Here is a 19,995-nt window from a genome sequence, read left to right on the forward strand (position 1 = left end):
TCAAGACCTGCTCGGCCGGCCTTTGAACCGGCACTTATGTGTTGTTCTTATGGGCAACCTGATACCACCGAACCAGTTGTTGCTGCAAATACTCCGGCACCACCTGCGACCCGCCCGCCGTCAGGATCTGCACCAGAAGACTGTGGTTCTCGAGGTCCAGCACCAGTTCCGAGAACCGCGCCTGATGCCAGGCCACCGTCTGCTTGTGCAGCCGCTCCAGACCGGGCACCGCCCAAAGCCGCGCCAGTTCCGCTTCTGTCGCCGCCCGCATCGCATCAATCGACCGGTCCTCGACCGTGTTGAAATTGCGCTCCACCCAATAAGTAAGGTCCACCGGCTTGCTCGCCCGGTTCGGCAAGCCACGCGCCTTCTTGATCAGGAAGGCCGCCGCCGAACGCACGGAATAGTGGTTCATCTCCACCAGCTTGCGCCCGCTCGAAATCCCGAACAGCGACAGGCGGTTCTGGTTGGCCACCATGCCCTCGGGCAGAACCTTTCCAGACCCATCCACGAACACCGGCAGCCCGGCTTTCTCGGCCGACTTCTGCTTGGGACGATGCACCCCCAACTGGTTGAAAGGCCCTTTGGCGCGGAACAGGGTTTTGAAGAAACTCGCCGCCACCGGATACTGCGCATCAGCGGGAATGGCGCGGGTGAACTGCTGCGTGACCGGATGATCCTCGACCCCCAGCACGTCATTGCTCCCGAACAGCCGCCAGGGAATCACCACCCCGTCGGCATCATCCGGCACCGCCTTCAACAACGCGCCAAGCGTCCTATCCCCGGTATGAATGTTCAAAAATTCATCAACGTCCGACACCAGCACCCAATCCGCCGCCTTGCGCAAAGGATGCTTCCACGCCGCATGCAGCGCCTGCCACTGGATCGACTTGCCCCTCGCCCGCTCATGCGGCACGTGCGTCACGATCCCTGCCGCGTCCAGCGCCGCCAGAATCTCTTCGGTGCCGTCCTCGCAATCGTTTGAGAACACAAGGAAATCCGTCACACCGGCCGCCTTGTGGTGGGCAATCCACTCAAGCAGATAGGGGCCCTCGTTGCGGACCGATGTCACCGAAAGAATACGCACCTGCTCTTGATCCCTTTTCATGGGCTTGTCCCTTGATACCACGCCCACACCGCCCCGCGCAAAGACCATTCACCAATGGCGCAAAACTGGGTCCGCAATGGCACACCCCTTGCCAGATCGCCCGAGCCGCCCTAGGTTCTGCCTATCTCTGGCACAGACGGATCAAAGGGCCATGCACTCATTCCCTCGGGATGGGCATCGCATGGTGATTGCGCATGTCCGCCCGTCACAGACCGGAGACAACCATGCGCCAGCAGGGGTATTGGGCCGACCTCAAGGCCCCCGATTTCACGACTCTTGATCCCGACACCGTCGCGATCCTGCCGCTTGGGGCCACCGAACAGCACGGGCCCCACCTGCCGCTGTCGGTTGACACCACCCTGACCGAAGCCGTTCTCGCCCGCAGCCTGCCGCTCTGGCCCGCTGAGGTCTCGGCGCTGATCCTGCCGACGCTGACGGTGACCAAGTCGAACGAACACCTCAATCACCCCGGCACCCTGACCTATTCGGCCCGCACCCTGCTGGCGATGCTCGACGACATCGCGGCCTCCGTGGCCCGCACCCCCGTGCGCCGCCTGCTGATGGTCAACGGCCACGGCGGCAACACGGCAGTCCTTGAGGTGGCCTGCCGCGAAATCCGCATCGCGCATGGCCTCATCACCGCCCATGCCTCGTGGTTCGCCTTCTCCGACACCAAGGGCCTCTTGGCCCCCGAAGACGAGAAGCACGATATCCATGCCGGAGACCTCGAAACCTCCGCCATGCTCGCGGTAGCACCGGATCTCGTCGACATGACCCGCGCACCCAACACGCCCCCCAAAAGCCGCGCATGGACGGCCGCCGGCCTCACAGGACAACCTGCCCGTCCCGGCTGGATCATCGACGATGTGTCAGACACTGGCGTCTGTGGCGATGCCACGGCCGCAACCGCGGAAAAGGGCGCGCATCTCATCGACACAGCCGCCCGCTCTTTCGCCGCTTACCTTCCCGAATTCGCTGCTTTCGACCCGCAAAAATGACCCTAACACTGCCAAATATCAAAATTCCGCGCATCCTCTTGCGTGATCCGGATCGCCTTGGCGGCACGGTCGAGGGTGCGTTTCTCTGCGGCGATGCCCGCTTCGAAAACGGGCTCCTCAGCGCCATAAGCCCCGCCTCAGGCCCCTGCGACACCCTCCTCATGCCGCCCCTTGTCGAGCCGCATTGCCACCTCGACAAATGCCACACCGTCGACCGCTTGGAGGATATCGGCGGCGATCTGACCGCCGCCATCGAAGCCCAGCGCGCCGACAAGATAAACTGGACCGATGCCGACATCCGCAACCGCGCGCTGCGTGGCATCGAAGAATACACCCGCGCCGGCACCGGCCTGATCCGCAGCCATGTGGACTGGGGAGACGAGGCCGAGCCGCCGCTCTCTTGGCAGGTTCTTACCGAACTCGCCGCCGACACCCCCGGCCTGCAACTCTGCTCGCTAACCAGCGCCATCCAGATGGCCGATCCGGCCTTTGCCAAGACGGCGTCAGACGCCATCCCCGATGGCCATGCCCTTGGTGTTTTCGTCTTCAACCAACCCGATCACAACATCGGCATCGAACAGGCATTTCAGCAGGCACAGAGACTGAATCTACCCCTCGATTTCCACGTCGACGAAGGCCTCGCCCCTGATCTCAGAGGGCTGGAGAAAATTGCCGACACGGCCATCGCCACCCGCCACGACGGGCCAATTCTCTGTGGGCACGCGGTCAGCCTCGCCAGCCAACCGGCAGACGACGTCAGGCGGATTGCCGACAAACTCGCCCGCGCCAACATCACGGTTGCCGCCCTGCCCACCACCAACCTTTACCTTCAGGGGCGCACAAACGGCACCCCACGGCAACGCGGCCTGACCATGCTGCACGAGTTGCGCCGCGCAGGCGTGCGCATCGTGATCGGGGCCGACAACGTGCGCGATGCCTTCTGCCCCGTGGGCCGTCACGATCCCCTGCGCACCCTCGAACTGGCCGTGCTTGCCGGGCATCTCGATCCACCATTCGACCAATGGCTTCCCGCCATCACCACCGACGCTGCCCACGCCCTCGGCCAAGCGCCGATGTACGTCGACAACACCCCGATCTCCCGCCTTCTGCACGCAAAGGCCGGCGATCTTTCCACCCTGATTTCCGGCGCCCCATTGGCGCCAATTCCGCAAGAATAGAGACTGATATGACACACTCCATCTCCGGCAAAACCGCCCTCGACTGGGCCGCATTCGAAGCTGAACTCGCCCCTGTTGAAACCATCTCCGAACCCGTGCTCGTCAAGAAACGCAGCCGTGATTTCTTCTGGTACTCCCCGATCCTGAACGCACAGCTGCGCAAGAGCTTCGGCGACCTCGTGGCATTGCCCTCCACAACCGAGGAACTGGCCCACTGCCTGCGCACGGCCCACGCCCATGACGCACCGATCACCCTGCGCGGCGGCGGCACCGGCAACTATGGTCAGGCCGTTCCGCTCGATGGGGGTCTGATCATCGAAACCACCCGCATGAACCGCATCCTCGAAATCGGCGAAGGCTTTGTCCGCGCCGAGGCCGGGGCGATCATCGAAGACATCAACACCGCCCTGCACGAACAGGGATGGGAACTGGCCATCTTCCCCTCGACGCAGGACATCGCCACTATCGGCGGCTTTGTCGCCGGCGGCTCCTCTGGCATCGGGTCGGTTGCCCAGGGCATGCTGCGCGACCCCGGTAACATCGTCTCGCTCAAGGCGATGTCGGTGACCGACACCCCCGAAGAACGCCTTTTCGAAGGCGACGCCGTGAACCAGATCCACCACGCATGGGGCCTTAACGGTGTCATCACCGAAGTGACCCTGCGCACCGTCCCGCATCGCAACTGGGTGCATTGCATGGCGACCTTCGACAGCTACCGCGACACCTATGCCGCCGGCTATGCCCTGTCCTGCGCCGAAAACATCGCCCGCAAGCTGGTCAGCACGCAGGACGCCCGTATCTGCGATTTCTATCCGCGACTGGAAGGCCGCATTCGCAAGAACAAGCACCTGCTGGTCTCGCTGGTGCCACAAGAAGACATGGAGGCCTTCCGCGCCCTGATCGCACAGCAGGGTGGGCATGTCGATCTCGCCATGTCCGAGGCCGAGCTGAAAGAGGCCAAGATCCCGCTGGTCTATGAGTTCGCCTACAACCACACCACGCTTCAGGTCCTCAAGGCCGACCGCTCGGCAACCTACCTGCAAGTCGGATGCCCCACGCCCCCTGATCCGCAGGCCATCGCCGACCTGCGTCCGAAACTGGGCGATGACGTCTGGCAGCACCACGAATTCGCCCTTCTCGACGGCGAGATCGTGACCTTTGATCTGCCCATCGTCTGGTACTCGACCGAAGAGCGCCTGCACGAGATCGAAGCCACCTATGAAGCCAACGGTTTCCCGATCTTCGACGCCCACATCTGCATGGTCGAGGGCGGCGGTCTCAAGAACGCCGATTACCGCCATCTGGCATGGAAAAAGCGCATGGATCCCAAGGGGCTTTTGAACGCCGCAAAGTCGCGTGAATGGGTCAACGTAAAGGACATGGACCCCGAAGCCATCGAGGCAATGATCCCGGGCTGAACAGGATGCCGATGAGCGAAAGAGTTTCTTGTCGGAACAAAGGGTTGCCCCTGGCGGAACAGAATCATCCGCAGGGGCTTCCCATTGGCCGGAACACAACACAACTTAAGCGCGATTCACAAAGGGCACTTTCGGCCCACAAAAGTCCAAAAACGACGGTATTTCGTAGCTGCGTGTCGAATCTGCACACATACGGGTCGTTAACGGACCAGAGCAAACAAGGGCGGCTGTACCTAAAATTGCTTATGCGAGGGCATTCGAACAATTTCATTTCGCCACTTCCGGCGCAGCGGTCCACCCGGGCCGTTCCGGGACATTCCCGAACCGGCAGGACCCGTGCAAATGTTGCCGCTATGCCCCTCCCCTCCGCACATCCGTTTCTTCACCTCAACCAGATCATCTGGCAGGTGTTGAACGACACCATTGCGACACTCGCCTCTGCCTGTGCCAAGCGCTTGCAGGGCATGACAAAGTGGACCCGCGACTGGAACCCGACGCAGATCGCGCCAGTTAATAAAAAAGAGTCTTTATGTGTTGCATACCGCGCCCATGCCGTGGATGGTTGTAAGGAGTTGGAAAGCACGAACCTTTTGGAGGAGACAGGAAAGGTTCGCACTTTGGATCGGAATGTGCACAGTCACGACTGGCAGGAGGAAAACGTCCTGATCTTGGATCAACAGGCCGCAACGCACGGGAATAACTCCCGGCCCTTCGGGAAGGCCAGCAATCCGTCAAGCATCCGCGCAGACCAGCGCCCCGAAGACGGCTTCGAGGAGATGCGAGCAAAACCATAAGAGATTGGCGGCCCGGCCACTCGGTCCGTCTAACCCATGCAGCACCGCTGCGAAAACGGGGCCAAAGCCCTAAAAAACCAACAGAGAGGAAACCAATGGAATTTTTCAAGCGTAACGGACAGCCGATGCCGAAAGTGATCGTCGATCAGGCGGCAAAGGTAGGTGACGACGCCGTGAACCGCCGCGAATTCCTGGCAATGGCCAGCGCGTTCGGTGCAACCGCGGCAACTGCATATTCGATGCTCGGCATGGCCGCTCCGGCCCAGGCCGCAGGCCACGCGAAACAGGGCGGCACCGCCCGCATCCAGATGGAAGTACGCGCCCTCAAGGATCCGCGCACCTACGACTGGTCGCAGATCGCGAACTTCTCGCGCGGTTGGCTGGAATATCTGATCACCTACGAGAACGACGGTACCTTCCAGCCGCAGCTGCTGGAAAGCTGGGACATCTCGGAAGACGCGAAAACCTACACCCTGAACGTCCGCAAAGGCGTCAAGTGGAACAACGGCGACGATCTGACCGCGGAAGACGTGGCACGCAACATCGCCGGCTGGTGTGACAAGGACGTCGAGGGCAACTCGATGGCCGGTCGTTTCGCCACCCTGATCGACCCGAACACCAACAAGGCGATCGACGGCGCAATCGAAGTGGTCGACAGCCACACCGTTCGCCTGAACCTGCCCAAGCCGGACATCTCGCTTGTTCCGGGCATGGCTGACTACCCGGCTGCCATCGTGCACTCGTCGCATAACCCAGACGACATGCTGACCAACCCGATCGGCACCGGCCCGTACCTGCCGGAATCGCTCGAAGTGGGCGTTCAATCGGCACTGGTCCGCAACGAGAACCACACCTGGTGGAACGCAGGCAACGGCGCATGGCTCGACCGTATCGAGTATGTCGACTACGGCACCGACCCGGCAGCTTGGGTTGCAGCAGCAGAATCCGACGAAGTTGACGCGCTCTACTCGGTAGACGGTGAGTTCATCGACATCATCGGCTCGCTCGACGGCTGGAAGCAAAACGAAGTTGTCACCATGGCAACCATCGTGATCCGCCCGAACCAGCTGGCAGAAGTTGACGGCAAGAAGCCCTATGCCGACAAGCGCGTCCGTCAGGCCATCGCAATGGCCGTCGACAACAACGTGCTTCTGGAACTGGGCTACGACAGCCGCGGTGTTGCGGCGGCAAACCACCACGTTGGCCCGGCACACCCGGAATATGCCGATATCGGTATGCCCAAGCACGATCCGGCCGGTGCTCTCGCACTGCTGAAAGAAGCAGGCATGGCCGACTTCGAGATGGAAATCCACTCGATCGACGACGCATGGCGCAAGAACACCACCGACGCCGTCGCAGCCCAACTGCGTGATGCCGGCTTCAACGTCAAGCGCACCATCCTGCCCGGTTCGACCTTCTGGAACGACTGGACCAAGTATCCGTTCTCGTCGACCAACTGGAACCACCGTCCGCTGGGCGTCCAGATCTGGGCACTGGCCTACAAGTCGGGTGAAGCCTGGAACGAATTCGGCTACGCAAACCCCGAGTTTGACGCCGTTCTCGAACAGGCCCTGGCAACCGCCGACGTGGAAGCACGCCGCGCCCTGATGGCCAAAGGTGAGGCAATCCTTCAGGAAGACGCCGTCACCATCCAGCCCTACTGGCGCTCGCTCTACAACCACACCCGCGAGGGTCTGGCTGGTGCCGATCACCACATCTCGTTCGAACTGCGTCCGGCAGCAATGCACTGGACCTAAGTCTTACGCAGACACGAAAAGGGCCGCTCTCGGGCGGCCCTTTTTCATGCAAACTACTTTTCAATAGGTGTTCCCATGGACATGACGTTGCTCGCACAAACCGTATCCCTCGCGCTACCCGCCGCATGGCTGACCCTCGGCGTCCGTGACAACATCCTCTACCCCTCCGTGAATGAAACCTACACCGCACAAGTCTTCACGATGGAGCGTATGGAAGCCGACTACCCCGACGAATACGCCCGCGTCGCCCACCGCAGCATCAAGAGCCGCAAGCTGCACAAGGCCGCCTTCGGCCTTGTCGTCGCGGCAGAGCTTCTGACAACCCTCGTCCTCTGGGCAGGCGTCGCCTGTCTCTTGCTGTCGATTTTCGGATCGATGGTGGTGGAGAACGCCCGTACAGTCGCCATGCTTGGCGCAATCATGTTCACGTCGATCTGGGCGATGTTCACCGTGGTGGGGAACCACTTTTCATACTGGTTCTGCCACGAGGGTGCCCAGAACACCCACTTTCAGCTCACGCTGTGGGGTCTGGGCAACCTGATCTTTCTTAGCCTTTAAGGCAGGTTTCCGCGCTGGCGGCCAAGGCCCGGATCAGTTCCGGGTAAAGCCCCGGCCCCTGTTCCAGCGACACACCGACCGGATCCATTTCCGCCGAAGCCAGATCCGCCCCTTCGGTCACGGCACGCACGATCTTCGGGTTGAACTGCGGCTCGGTGAAGACACAGACAACACCACGCTCTTTCATCGCCTCACGGATGTCCGCCAGCCGCGCCGCGCTTGCCGCCGAGGCATCACCCAGCATGATCGCACCAACAGACTCGAGGCCGAAACGCTCTTCGAAGTAGTGATAGGCATCGTGGAACACCACGAACCCGCGATCCTGAAGCGGTAGCAGACGCGCCTGCGTCTCTTCGATCAGCACGGCAAGCTGAACACGCGCCTCTGCGGCGTTGGCGCGGTAGGTGTCGGCATTGTCAGGGTCGACCTCCGCCAGAACCGCAGCAATGTGCGCCAGCATGGCACGGCCGTTTTCCGGGTCCAGCCAGACATGCGGGTCAAGACCATCATGATCGTGGCCTTCGTGCCCGTGATCATCGTGACCGGCTTCTTGGTGTTCGTCATGATCGTGACCGTCCTCATCCGCATGTTCTTCATGCGCGTCATGATCATGGCCTTCTTCTGCATGCTCGTCGTGGTCGTCATGACCCTCGTGGTCATGCTCATCATGGTCGTGTTCGTCATGCTTGGCGTGATCATCATGTTCATCATGATGGTCATCGTGGTCGTCATGATCGGCATGATCCTCGTGATCGTCGTGCTCATCATGGTCGTCGTGGCCATGTTCATCGTGATCATCGTGATATTCGTCACCAAACACCGCGGTCTCGCGGAAGTCCATCTGGATCAGCCCCTTGGCATCCACCAGCTCCTCGGAACGCGCCTTCGACGCGATGGTTTCGATCGGGTCTTCCAGCTGCGGAGTCAGCTCGTGACCGATCCAGAAAACAACATCCGCGTTCTGAAGGCTGCGCGCCTCGCTCGGACGCATCGCATAATCATGCGGCGACACCTCCGGCTGGATCAAAAGCGACGGCTCGCCGACACCTTTCATCACCTGCGCCACCAGCGAATGCACCGGCGCAATGTCCGCTACAACTTTTGGGGCCTCTGCCAAGGCCATCTGTCCGAGGCCAAGCGCCAAGACGCCCCCGATTACACCCTGTTTCACTTGCTTCACTCCTGGAAAGTGGTCATATCACAGGACGCTGGCATATCCTGATATGTTATACTATATCAACCCCTCTCATCACGAGGATACGAAAATGCATGACATCGGCTTCGGGCAGCACGACCATGACATCTGCGTTTCTTCCGCCATGGAAAACGCCGAAACCTTCTGCGCCAGCAACAAGTTGCAGTTCACCCCCGCCCGCAAACGCGTCCTCGAAATCCTGCTGGAAGAGCACCGCGCCATGGGGGCTTATGACATCCTCGCCGTCCTCGCCTCCGAAGGCATGGGCTCGCAACCGCCCGTGGTCTACCGCGCCCTCGATTTTCTCACGACCCATGGATTCGTGCACAAGATCGAACGCCTGAATGCCTATCTCGCCTGCAACCACCCCGGCGACACCCATTCGCCCCTGTTCATGATCTGCCGCGACTGCGGCGCAATCGCCGAAGCCACAATGCCCACCGCCAGCCTCAAGGACGCCGCTAGCAAACATGGCTTCCGTATCGAGAACACCGTGATCGAGGTCGAAGGCCTCTGCCCGGGCTGCCAGCCGGAAGCCGCCTGATGAGCCTCGTCACCCTCAACAACCTGTCCGTCCACCTCGGCGGCCATTCCGCCCTGTCGAATGTCGACTTCACCATCGACAAGGGCGAGATCGTCACCGTTGTCGGCCCGAACGGCTCCGGCAAGACCACCCTGATGCGCTCGATCATCGGCGCCGTGAAACCCACCGCCGGCACCATCTCCCGCACCCCCGGCCTGCGCATCGGCTACGTGCCGCAGTCGCTCTCGATCGACGCCACCCTGCCCCTGACCGTGCGCCGTTTCCTCTGCCTGCCGGTCCGTCACTCCAAATCCACGATGCTCGAAGCCCTCGCCGACGCCGGCGCAGACGGCCTTCTGGATCGCCAGATGTCCGCCCTCTCCGGCGGCCAGTTCCAACGTGTCCTGCTGGCCCGCGCCCTGCTCAGGAAACCCGATCTCCTGATCCTTGACGAACCAACCACCGGCCTTGATCAACCCGGCTCGGCTGCCTTCTACCGCCAGATCGAACAGGTGCGCCGCGAACTCGGCAGCGCCGTTCTCATGGTCAGCCACGAACTCCACGTCGTGATGAGCGCCTCGGATCGCGTGATCTGCCTGAACGGCCACGTCTGCTGTCACGGTACCCCCGACATCGTCGCCACCGCCCCCGAGTATCGCGCGCTCTTCGGCTCGGGAACCCAGGGCGCCCTCGCGCTCTACCGGCACGACCACGACCATCACCACCACGCCCACGCGCCCGATTCCCACGAACATGGAAACTGCGACCATGCTTGATGACTTCCTGATCCGCGCCATCATCGCCGGGGTCGGCGTGGCCATCGCCGCCGCCCCGCTGGGCTGTTTCGTGGTCTGGCGGCGCATGGCCTATTTCGGCGATGCCACCGCCCATGCCGCCATCCTCGGCGTCGCCCTGTCGCTGGCGCTCTCGGCTTCGGTCTTCACCGGAGCGCTGGCCGTGGCACTGGCTATGGCGCTCACCGTCACCGCTCTTTCCGGACGCGGCTACGCGATGGATACGCTCCTCGGCGTGCTGGCCCACTCCGCCCTCGCCTTCGGCCTTGTCGCCGTCTCCTTCGTCCAGGGCGTGCGCATTGATCTTCAGGCCTATCTCTTCGGCGACATCCTCGCCGTCTCCCGCGGCGACCTCGCCATCATCTGGGGCGGTGCGGCCCTGACGCTGGCCCTGACAACGTGGCGCTGGTCCGCCCTGCTGACCTCGACCCTGAACCCCGATCTCGCCTATGCCTCTGGCATCAATCCGAAACGCGAACAGCTGGTGCTGACCCTCGGCCTCGCCATCGTCGTTGCCGTTGCCATCAAGGTCATCGGGGCGCTCCTGATCGTGGCCCTGCTGATCATCCCCGCCGCCAGTGCCCGCCCGCTGTCGCGCACCCCGGAAGGCATGGCTGTGATTGCCGCGCTGATCGGCGCGGTCTCGGCACTGGGCGGCCTGCGCATCTCGTTCCTCTACGATACACCCAGCGGCCCGACCATTGTCTGCACAGCCGCAACGATCTTCGCAGCCTCGAATCTCGTCGCCCGTTTCGCGCCGCGCTAATCTTCTTCTTGGTGAAAATACCCCGGGGGTCCGGGGGCAGCGCCCCCGTTCAGACAAGGGCGCCGTGCACCAGCGCCTTCAGTTCAGCGCGCGACGGATAGCTGCTCGATGGCGAAAGCTGGGTGAAGAACACCACGCTCATCTCCTGCGCCCGATCGACCCAGAAAAAGGTCGACGCCATGCCACCCCAGCTGAAATCCCCTACCGATCCCGGTGTGCGGGCGCGCGCCGGATCAAGCACCACGGCGCCCCCGATACCAAAGCCCATGCCCTCCATCGGCTGCTCGGCAAAGCTCTGCGGCCCCATCGAGGCAATGTCACCGGGCAGGTGGTTCGACATCATGAAATCCACGGTCGCGGGCGACAACAACCGGGCCTCGCCCAGCGCCCCGCCACAGCGCAGCATCTCTGCAAAAGCCATATAGTCGTCGATGGTGCCCACCAGCCCGCCACCGCCCGAGAACATGTCCGCCGCCAGGAAGGGCGAGCCTTCGACACCATCCACGAACCGCAGGCTATCCCCCCCGGTCTCGGCAGAATTCAAATCCATCGCACTGCCTGCAAGCGGCGTATAAAGCGAGGCAAATCGCGCCTCGGTTCCCTTGGACACCGAGAACCCGGTTTCAACCATCCCGAGTGGCGCAAAGATCTCATCGGCGAAAAAACGGTCCAGCGTTTTGCCCGACACAACTTCGACAACCCGCCCGATCACGTCGATCCCCACGGAGTATTCCCAGGCCTTGCCCGGCTGGAACGCCAGCGGTAGGGCGGCGACCTTGTCGACCATATCGGCAAGCGCGCCCTGGTTGGCGCGAAAGATCAGGTCCTGCGCATCCATCGCCTGCGCCAGAACGCCGGGGTTGAACGGATAACTCAACCCCGAAGTGTGCGTCAGCAACTGGTGCAGTGTCGGGGAGGGCGCAGCTTCGACCTCGTCGATCCGCGCCGCGCCCGGCACCAGCGCCGTCATCTCTTCAAACGCCGGTATGAAGGCGCTGACCGGGGCGTCCAGGTGCAGCAGCCCACGCTCGACAAGCATCATCAGCGCCACGCTGGTCACGGGTTTGGTCATCGAATAGATGCGCGCCACGGTATCGCGTTCAAAGGGCAGGCCGGTTTCCAGCGCACGCATTCCGGCGGCATGGAACATCACCTCTTGCCCGCCCTGACGGATCAGGAGGCTCGATCCGGCATACTTCCGTTCATCGACATAACGCTCCATCCAGCCCTTCAAACGGTCCAGGCGCGCGCGGTCAAACCCGTGACGATGCGATCCGGTCATGGCTGTCTCCTTCATCCCGCTTCGGGCATCGCCCGAATTGACCTGTCTTAGACCGATCCCCGAAAAAAGGCCATTCACGCACGGCAGGCGCTATTGTCGCGGCACCTTCGCAATCCTCTGCACGAACGGCCGTCAACTGTTTCCGATCTGGAAACAGGGTGTAAAAGCTCTAGGTTTTTGTCTAAAATGAGGCAGCTTTCGCAGCAAGGTCATATTCTCGGTGTTATTTGTGGCGAAAATCGGGGCACACGGGCAATTCCCGGTCCTATTTTCGCCGTTTTCGATTGCTACTCGCTGATGCGGAACGCTGTAAATGGATGCCCTGTGCGGTAATTGAGATCGGGATTGTAAAATGGCGAATATTATCAACGGCAACGGAAACAACGATAACCTGCCGGGTACGGCTCTGGATGACTCGATTTCCGGGTTCGGTGGCAACGATACCCTCTCCGGCCTCGGTGGCGCGGATACGCTTGTCGGCGCCGTTGGTGATGATAGCCTCCTTGGTGGTGACGGCGGCGACAGCCTGCTCGGCGGCACCGGCAGCGACACGCTCGAAGGCGACGCGGGCAACGACACCCTGCTTGGCGGCACCGGCACCGACAGCGTGCATGGTGGCGCGGGCAACGACAGCATCATCGAAACCACCGATGTTGAGAACGACACCCTGCTGGGCGGCCTTGGCAACGACACCATCGGCGGCGGCGGCGGCCATGACCACATCGAAGGCGGCGCGGACGACGACAGCCTGAGCGGCAACGCGGGCAACGACCAGATTTTCGGCGGCATCGGCGGCGACTACATCAGCGGCGATGCGGGCAACGACATCATCTTTGGCGACCAGTCCCAACTCGACACCGATCTCCCCCTCTCCGAAGACGGCAACCGCAATGACACCCTGCTTGGCGGCGCGGGCAACGATCTCATCCGCGGCGACGAAGGCGACGACAGCATCATTGGCGGCACCGGCCTCGACACCGTCGAAGGCGGCACCGGCAACGACACCATCACCGACACGACAGATAACGAGGCCGACTCGCTCATGGGCGGTGCAGGCAACGACAGCATCACCGCCGGCGGCGGCGATGACTATGTCGCGGGGGATGGCGATGCCGACACCCTCGTGGCGGGCACCGGCGACGATACCCTTGAGGGCGGTACCGGCAATGACTCGATGCTCGGCGGCGATGGCGCCGACAGCTATGATGGCGGCACAGGCAATGACATCCTGTTCGAAACCGCAGTGGTCAACAACGACACCATGCGCGGTGGCGCGGGCAATGACACCCTGACCGGCGGTGGCGGGGCCGACTCGCTCTTTGGCGATGCCGACCTGGACAGCATCATCGGCGGCGCGGGCAACGACACCGCAGACGGCGGCACCGGCAACGACATCATCAGCGGCGACGCGGGCAATGACAGCCTCAGCGGCGGCGACAACGACGACAGCATCCTCGGCGGCACGGGCCTTGACCGTCTGTTCGGCGACGGCGGCAACGATACCCTGTTCGGCGGCACTGGCGCGGACTATGTCGATGGCGGCGCGGGCAATGACTATATCGAGGAATCCACCGATGTCGTCTCCGACACCCTCCTTGGCGGCGCGGGCAGCGATACCCTCAAGGGCGGCAACGGCGGCGACTCGCTGGATGGCGGCGACGACAACGACAACCTGTTTGGCGGCGGCGGCAACGACACCCTCAAGGGCGGTGGCGGCGACGACACCCTGAACGGCAACGCCGGCAACGACAGCATCCTTGGCGAAGGCGGCAATGACACCCTGATCGGCGAAGACGGCAACGATACCCTGATCGGTGGCATCAACGATGACAGCCTCTCGGGCGGCGAAGGTGCCGACAGCCTGATCGGCGACGCGGGCAACGATGAAATCCACGGCAACGCGGGTGCCGACATCGTCGATGCAGGCGATGGCAACGACTCGGTTTTCGCGGGTGGCGCAAATGACACCGTCGATGGCGGCCTCGGACACGACAACATCGACGCGGGCGATGGCGATGACTCCGTTCTCGGCAACGATGGCAATGACACGATCATCGCGGGCACCGGCGATGACACCGTTGACGGCGGCATCGGCGACGACTCGATCCAGGGCGGCAACGGCATCGACCTTCTGATCGGTGGCGCGGGCAACGACTTTATCCAGGACAACAACTCGCTTGCCAATGACACCCTCCTTGGCGGCGCAGGCAGCGACACCCTGCTGGGTGGCGCGGGTGACGACTCGATCGAAGGCGGCACGGAAGCCGACAGCATGTTCGGCGGTGACGGCCGCGATACCCTCAAGGGCGGCGCGGGCAACGATACCCTGAACGGCAACGCGGGCCATGACCTCATCCTCGGCGAAGGCGGCAACGACACCCTGATCGGCGAGAATGGCAACGACACCCTGATCGGCGGCATCAACGACGACAGCCTCTCGGGCGGTGAAGGCGCTGACAGCCTTGTTGGCGATGCAGGCCACGATGAAATCCACGGCAACGCGGGCGCCGACAACATCGACGCGGGTGAAGGCAACGACTCGGTCTTCGCAGGCAGCGAAAACGACACCGTTGATGGCGGCCTTGGCAACGACAACATCGACGCCAGCGACGGCAACGACAGCGTCCTTGGCAATGACGGCGACGATACCATCATCGCAGGCACTGGTGACGACACAGTTGACGGCGGCGTCGGCCACGACTCGATCCAGGGCGGTGACGGCATCGACCTTCTGATCGGCGGCGCGGGCAACGATTATATCGAGGACAACAACTTCATCGCCAACGACACCCTCTTGGGCGGCGCGGGCAACGACACCCTGCTTGGCGGCGCGGGCGACGACTCGGTCGACGGGGGCGATGATGACGACAGCCTGTTCGGCGGTGATGGCGACGACACCCTCAAGGGCGGCGCGGGCAGCGACACCCTGAACGGTAACGCCGGCAACGACAGCATCATGGGCGAAGGCGGCAATGACACGCTGATCGGCGAAGACGGTGACGACACCCTGATCGGCGGCCTGCTGAACGACAGCCTCTCGGGCGGCGAAGGCGCAGACAGCCTCATCGGTGACGCGGGCGACGACGAATTGCACGGCAACGCCGGCGCAGACAGCATCGACGCGGGCGAAGGCAACGACTCGATTTTCGCAGGCAGCGAAGACGACACCGTCGATGCGGGCGTTGGTCATGACAGCATCGACACCAGCGACGGCAACGACAGCGTGCTTGGCGGCGACGGCAATGATACTGTTCTCGCAGGGACCGGCAACGACACCGTCGACGGCGGTATCGGCGACGACTCGATCCAGGGCGGCGATGGCATCGACCTGCTGATCGGTGGCGCGGGCAACGACTATATCGAAGACAACGAGTTCATCGCCAACGACACACTTCTTGGCGGAGCCGGCGACGACACCCTGCTTGGCGGTGCCGGCGACGACTCGATCGAAGGCGGCGACGACAACGACAGCCTGTTTGGTGGCGACGGCAACGACACCCTGCTGGGTCAGGGCGGCAACGACATCATGAACGGCAACGCCGGCAATGACCTGCTGGTTGGTGGCGCACAGAAAGACACGCTGATTGGCGAAGACGGCACCGACACGCTTCAAGGCAATGGCGGTGACGACGACCTTTCCGGCGGCCTTGGCAAAGACCTCGTCGACGGGGGTGCCGGCAACGACACTCTGCTTGGCAACGAAGGGTATGACACCATCATCGGCGGCGACGGCAGCGACTTTGTCATCGGTGGCACCGGCGGCGACCGCATCCTCGGCGGTAGCGACACCCTGCCCGGTGGCGTCGACCTTGCCGACTATCTCGAAGGTAACGAAGGCAACGACACCATCTTTGGCGGCGCGGGCAACGACACGCTGAACGGTGGCGACGGCAACGACAAACTTTATGGCGGCGACGGCGAAGACACCATGATCGGTGGCGTCGGCAACGACCTTCTGGTCGGCGGCGACGGCGTCGACTCGATCGAAGGCAACGAAGAGAACGACACGCTGTTCGGCAACGCCGGTAAAGACATCCTGTCGGGCAATATCGGCAACGATATGATCCTCGGCGGCGACGATGATGACCACATCGGCGGCAACCACGGCCACGACTTCACCCACGGCGGTGCGGGCGACGACTTCGTCTTCGGCGACGTGGACAACGACGCGGTCTTTGGCGGTGACGGCGACGACTATATCGAAACCAACAACGGCATGGACTTCTATGCAGACGGCGGCTCCGGCGACGACGTTGTCATCTTCGCCTACCAGCCCAAGGCAGACTTCACCATCGACCTGATCACCGTCACCGATGGCGGCCCGGTCTGGGGCTTCAACGGCGCCCACGGCGGCAGCGGCGATGACGTGGTGCGCGGCACCGGCATGGTCGGCTTCGTCAACGGTGGCGACGGCAACGACTTTGTCGACGGCGCAACAACCCGGATTTCGATCCAGGACAGCCTTGGCGGCTCCTTCTACCTCGACGGCGGCGCTCGCCTTCTGGGTGGTGCGGGCAACGACATCCTCAAGTCCTCGGCCCACGACGACACCTTCTACGGTGACCGCGAAGCCAGCCTGCATGCCAACCTCTTCGCCCTCGAAGGCCTTGTCGGCGCAGATGATCTCACTGCCGAATGGCTGGCCAACGTCGAGTGGCTGTTCAACACCGATCGCTCGCTGGTCACCGGCGAGATCGACATGAGCATCCCGGTCACCGCCTATGCCGATATCTATCAGATTGGCCGGAACCACGTGTTCAACGGTGGCGACGAAGTGACCGGCCCGTCGATCTCGACGGCCCCGCTGGACGGCACCGATGTGATCTGGGATTTCGATCCCTTCCTCGACAAGCTGGACATGAGCGCCATCGGCTTCTCCGCCGACTACCTCTTCTCGCTGATGGTGCAGGACGGCACCGACGTGAACCTGACCACGGCACGCGGCACCCTGATCCTCAAGAACGTTCAGCTTACCGACCTGACCGTCGACATCTTCAACCTCGACGGCATGGCCGCCGACGGCATCACGCCCTTCATGGATCTCTTCATCCAGTCGGACGTGCCCCACGAGATCGACGACACCCCGCCAAGCCCGGACGTGAACGTTGTTCTGGCTGACGAAACCTTCCTCGAAGACATCGGCCAGTCCCGTGGACACGACCACATCTGGTACGTCTCTGCCAATGACATGGATGATCAGCTCGGCCTCAACGGCACCGCGCTGGCGCTGACCTTCGGCGACGACATCTATTTCGACAACATTCAGGGCAACGAGATCGCCGGGGGTGCAGGTCGCGACATCATGCTGATGTTCGAAGGTGACGACGCCTTCTTCGGCGACGACAAACCCGACTTCATCGACGGCGGCGACGGCAACGACGAAGGCGGCGGCAACCGCGGCGACGACATGATCTGGGGCGGCGCGGGCATGGACGTGTTCAGCGGCGTTTACGGCGACGACTGGCTCGACGGCGGTGCCGACGACGACGCAATCACCGGCGACTTCGGCAACGACAAGATCGTTGGCGGCTCGGGCAACGACGCGATCGACGGCTCGCACGGCGATGACTACATCCGCGGCGACGAGAGCTTCTCGCTCGAGGAATTCCGCGAGTGGGTTATCACCGTCTACTACAACCTGCCCTCGGTCGACGATTATGATCCGCTTGTGCATTCGTCCGGCTATTTCGACCTCGAGAACATGATCATCAAACCCGCCTTCTACGACCCCAACGTCGTTGGCTCTTGGTATGATATCGTGCTGCCCTCCAGCCTAGGCCTACCGGACGGCGACGATGTTCTCTTCGGCAGCTACGGCAATGACACCATCCTTGGCAACGGCGGCAACGACGACGTCAAGGGCGGTCAGGGCCACGACAGCCTCGAAGGCAACGACGGCAATGACACCGTGATCGGCTGGTCGGGTGACGACACCATGAAAGGGGATGCCGGCGACGACCGCATGTCCGGTGACGCCGGCAAGGACAGCATGTTCGGCGGCGACGGCAGCGACTATATGGACGGTGGCACCGAGAATGACACCATGCACGGTGGCGCCGGTCAGGACAGCATGTTTGGCGGTGACCACGACGACCAGATCACCGGTGATGGCGGCCATGACACCATCAACGGCGACGCGGGCAACGACACCGTCAACGGCGGCGTTGGCAACGACCGCCTGTTTGGCGACGACGGCACCGACAGCCTTCTGGGTGGCGATGGCAACGACCAGGCCTTTGGTGGCAATGGCAATGACACCCTCCTCGGCGGCAAGGGCAACGACACCTTGAACGGCGGTGCGGGAGCCGACTCGATCAAGGGTGACACCGGTGCCGACTCCATGTCCGGCGGCGATGACAACGACACGCTGATCGGCGGCGGCGGTGCCGACTCGATCAAGGGTGATGGCGGCAAGGACAAGCTGAACGGTGGTGGCGGCAACGACACCCTGACGGGCGGTGCGGGCAACGACACCCTGCTCGGCGGCCAGAACAACGACAGCCTGCTTGGTGGCGATGGGGTCGACGTTCTTGACGGTCAGGGCGGTGCTGACATTCTTATCGGTGGCGCCGGCAACGACGTGCTCAAGGGCAAGGCCGGCAACGACAACATGAAAGGTGAGGCCGACAACGACAAACTGTTTGGCAGCGGTGGCAACGACACCATGCTGGGTGGCAACGGCAACGACACCCTGCTTGGCGGCAATGGCAACGACTCCATGCAAGGCAACCTGGGTGCCGACAGCATGGACGGCGGCGGCGGGGCTGACACCCTCTTTGGCCACGACGGAGTTGACACCCTGATCGGCAACGCCGGCGCTGACAGCCTGCGTGGCGGCGGCGGCAACGACCAACTCGTTGGCGGTTCGGAAAACGACCAGCTGTTCGGCGACAACGGTGCCGACAGCCTGCACGGCGGCTCCGAGGACGACACGCTCGAAGGCGGTGCCGGTAACGACACCATGCTTGGCGGCACTGGCAACGATAGTATGAAAGGTGGCTCCGAGAACGACGACATGAGCGGCGGCGACGGCACCGACTTCCTTGACGGTGGCATCGGCAACGACATCATGAAAGGCGGCTCCGGCAGCGATACCCTTCTGGGCAACGGCGGTCTCGACACCATCGAGGGTGGCTTCGGCAACGACAGCATCGACGGCGGTGCCGCGAACGACACCATCTTCGGCGATCTTGGCAACGACACCCTGATCGGCAACACCGGCAACGATGTTCTCGACGGTGGCGACGGCGATGACCAGTTGTCCGGCAACGGTGGCGCCGATGTCTTTGTCTTCTCGGGCGCGACCCACGGCAACGATGTCATCACCGGCTTTACCCACGCCAAGTTCAACGCCGCGCATGACGTGATCCGCTTTGCCGCGGACACCGTCGAGGTGAAAACCTTCGCAGACTTCATCGCCAATTCGACCGAGGTCGGCGGCAACGTGGTCTACGACTTCAATAACGATGGCCTGAACACGATCACCATCACAGGGGCAACCCTGAACAAGCTGACCGCAGACGATTTCGATTTCCTCTGATCCCGGTCGTCAGCCTGAAAACCGAAAACGCCGTGGCCCGCGCCACGGCGTTTCTCTTTGCTCGACGGGACCGAATCTCAGGAA

General features: G+C 62.7%; 13 protein-coding genes. 10 read left to right on the forward strand and 3 right to left on the reverse strand.

What is annotated here, in order from left to right:
* Nucleotides 1-34: 34 nt before the first annotated feature.
* On the reverse strand, nucleotides 35-1,108 hold the full coding sequence (locus NNA36_RS03285; protein ID WP_255104165.1) for a glycosyltransferase family 2 protein: 1,074 nt from the start codon (nucleotides 1,106-1,108) through the stop codon (nucleotides 35-37).
* Nucleotides 1,109-1,332: 224 nt separating this feature from the next.
* Between NNA36_RS03285 and NNA36_RS03290 the strand changes: the two genes are divergently transcribed.
* The 6 genes from NNA36_RS03290 to NNA36_RS03315 all read left to right on the forward strand — a co-directional run bounded on the left by NNA36_RS03290 (nucleotide 1,333) and on the right by NNA36_RS03315 (nucleotide 7,811).
* Nucleotides 1,333-2,106 (forward strand): creatininase family protein, encoded by a 774-nt coding sequence (locus tag NNA36_RS03290; RefSeq protein ID WP_255104167.1) that lies wholly within the window; start codon nucleotides 1,333-1,335, stop codon nucleotides 2,104-2,106.
* Nucleotides 2,103-3,284, forward strand: a complete 1,182-nt coding sequence (locus NNA36_RS03295) for an amidohydrolase family protein (RefSeq protein ID WP_255104168.1) — start codon at nucleotides 2,103-2,105, stop codon at nucleotides 3,282-3,284. The genes NNA36_RS03290 and NNA36_RS03295 overlap by 4 nt, the downstream gene beginning before the upstream one ends.
* Before the next feature lie 8 nt (nucleotides 3,285-3,292).
* On the forward strand, nucleotides 3,293-4,702 hold the full coding sequence (locus tag NNA36_RS03300) for an FAD-binding oxidoreductase (RefSeq protein ID WP_255104169.1): 1,410 nt from the start codon (nucleotides 3,293-3,295) through the stop codon (nucleotides 4,700-4,702).
* 353 nt (nucleotides 4,703-5,055) lie between these two features.
* A complete protein-coding gene (locus tag NNA36_RS03305; RefSeq protein WP_255104170.1) occupies nucleotides 5,056-5,496 on the forward strand; it encodes a hypothetical protein in 441 nt (146 codons plus the stop codon).
* A 95-nt stretch (nucleotides 5,497-5,591) separates the two neighbouring features.
* Nucleotides 5,592-7,253, forward strand: coding sequence for an ABC transporter substrate-binding protein (locus NNA36_RS03310; RefSeq protein ID WP_255104171.1), 1,662 nt, complete (start codon nucleotides 5,592-5,594; stop codon nucleotides 7,251-7,253).
* Between the two features lie 75 nt (nucleotides 7,254-7,328).
* Nucleotides 7,329-7,811, forward strand: a complete 483-nt coding sequence (locus NNA36_RS03315; protein ID WP_255104172.1) for a DUF2165 family protein — start codon at nucleotides 7,329-7,331, stop codon at nucleotides 7,809-7,811.
* Here NNA36_RS03315 and NNA36_RS03320 read toward each other — a convergent pair.
* Nucleotides 7,801-8,982 carry a metal ABC transporter solute-binding protein, Zn/Mn family gene (locus tag NNA36_RS03320; RefSeq protein ID WP_255104173.1) on the reverse strand — a complete coding sequence of 394 codons (1,182 nt, stop codon included), beginning with the start codon at nucleotides 8,980-8,982 and terminating at the stop codon, nucleotides 7,801-7,803. The two genes, NNA36_RS03315 and NNA36_RS03320, sit on opposite strands and share 11 nt — an antisense overlap.
* 94 nt (nucleotides 8,983-9,076) lie before the next feature.
* Between NNA36_RS03320 and NNA36_RS03325 the strand changes: the two genes are divergently transcribed.
* Genes NNA36_RS03325 through NNA36_RS03335 form a run of 3 tightly spaced genes read left to right on the forward strand, consistent with a single transcriptional unit; the run spans nucleotide 9,077 to nucleotide 11,089 of the window.
* Entirely contained in the window at nucleotides 9,077-9,550 is a 474-nt protein-coding gene (locus NNA36_RS03325; protein WP_255104174.1) for a Fur family transcriptional regulator, read from the forward strand.
* Complete coding sequence (locus NNA36_RS03330) at nucleotides 9,550-10,305, forward strand: metal ABC transporter ATP-binding protein (RefSeq protein ID WP_255104175.1); 756 nt, start codon at nucleotides 9,550-9,552, stop codon at nucleotides 10,303-10,305. Before NNA36_RS03325 ends, NNA36_RS03330 begins: the two co-directional genes overlap by 1 nt.
* Nucleotides 10,298-11,089: a metal ABC transporter permease gene (locus NNA36_RS03335; protein WP_255104176.1), complete on the forward strand. Its 792-nt coding sequence runs from the start codon at nucleotides 10,298-10,300 to the stop codon at nucleotides 11,087-11,089. Before NNA36_RS03330 ends, NNA36_RS03335 begins: the two co-directional genes overlap by 8 nt.
* Nucleotides 11,090-11,138: 49 nt before the next feature.
* On the opposite strand, the gene NNA36_RS03340 is transcribed toward NNA36_RS03335, so the two are convergent.
* A complete protein-coding gene (locus NNA36_RS03340; RefSeq protein ID WP_255104178.1) occupies nucleotides 11,139-12,371 on the reverse strand; it encodes a serine hydrolase in 1,233 nt (410 codons plus the stop codon).
* 352 nt (nucleotides 12,372-12,723) lie between these two features.
* Here NNA36_RS03340 and NNA36_RS03345 point away from each other — a divergent pair, with 352 nt between their 5' ends.
* A complete protein-coding gene (locus tag NNA36_RS03345) occupies nucleotides 12,724-19,911 on the forward strand; it encodes a hypothetical protein (RefSeq protein ID WP_255104180.1) in 7,188 nt (2,395 codons plus the stop codon).
* The last annotated feature ends 84 nt before the right edge of the window (nucleotides 19,912-19,995 follow it).

It is taken from the genome of Shimia sp. CNT1-13L.2, assembly GCF_024331145.1.
Taxonomy (GTDB): Bacteria; Pseudomonadota; Alphaproteobacteria; order Rhodobacterales; family Rhodobacteraceae; genus Shimia.

What these genes read in the sequence shown, in the direction of transcription:
- NNA36_RS03310 (WP_255104171.1), top strand. Translation starts at nt 5,592, where the DNA reads ATGGAATTTTTCAAGCGTAACGGACAGCCGATGCCGAAAGTGATCGTC.
- NNA36_RS03290 (WP_255104167.1), top strand. Translation starts at nt 1,333, where the DNA reads ATGCGCCAGCAGGGGTATTGGGCCGACCTCAAGGCCCCCGATTTCACG.
- NNA36_RS03345 (WP_255104180.1), top strand. Translation starts at nt 12,724, where the DNA reads ATGGCGAATATTATCAACGGCAACGGAAACAACGATAACCTGCCGGGT.
- NNA36_RS03285 (WP_255104165.1), bottom strand. Translation starts at nt 1,108, where the DNA reads ATGAAAAGGGATCAAGAGCAGGTGCGTATTCTTTCGGTGACATCGGTC.
- NNA36_RS03300 (WP_255104169.1), top strand. Translation starts at nt 3,293, where the DNA reads ATGACACACTCCATCTCCGGCAAAACCGCCCTCGACTGGGCCGCATTC.
- NNA36_RS03335 (WP_255104176.1), top strand. Translation starts at nt 10,298, where the DNA reads ATGCTTGATGACTTCCTGATCCGCGCCATCATCGCCGGGGTCGGCGTG.
- NNA36_RS03340 (WP_255104178.1), bottom strand. Translation starts at nt 12,371, where the DNA reads ATGACCGGATCGCATCGTCACGGGTTTGACCGCGCGCGCCTGGACCGT.
- NNA36_RS03330 (WP_255104175.1), top strand. Translation starts at nt 9,550, where the DNA reads ATGAGCCTCGTCACCCTCAACAACCTGTCCGTCCACCTCGGCGGCCAT.
- NNA36_RS03295 (WP_255104168.1), top strand. Translation starts at nt 2,103, where the DNA reads ATGACCCTAACACTGCCAAATATCAAAATTCCGCGCATCCTCTTGCGT.
- NNA36_RS03315 (WP_255104172.1), top strand. Translation starts at nt 7,329, where the DNA reads ATGGACATGACGTTGCTCGCACAAACCGTATCCCTCGCGCTACCCGCC.
- NNA36_RS03305 (WP_255104170.1), top strand. Translation starts at nt 5,056, where the DNA reads ATGCCCCTCCCCTCCGCACATCCGTTTCTTCACCTCAACCAGATCATC.
- NNA36_RS03325 (WP_255104174.1), top strand. Translation starts at nt 9,077, where the DNA reads ATGCATGACATCGGCTTCGGGCAGCACGACCATGACATCTGCGTTTCT.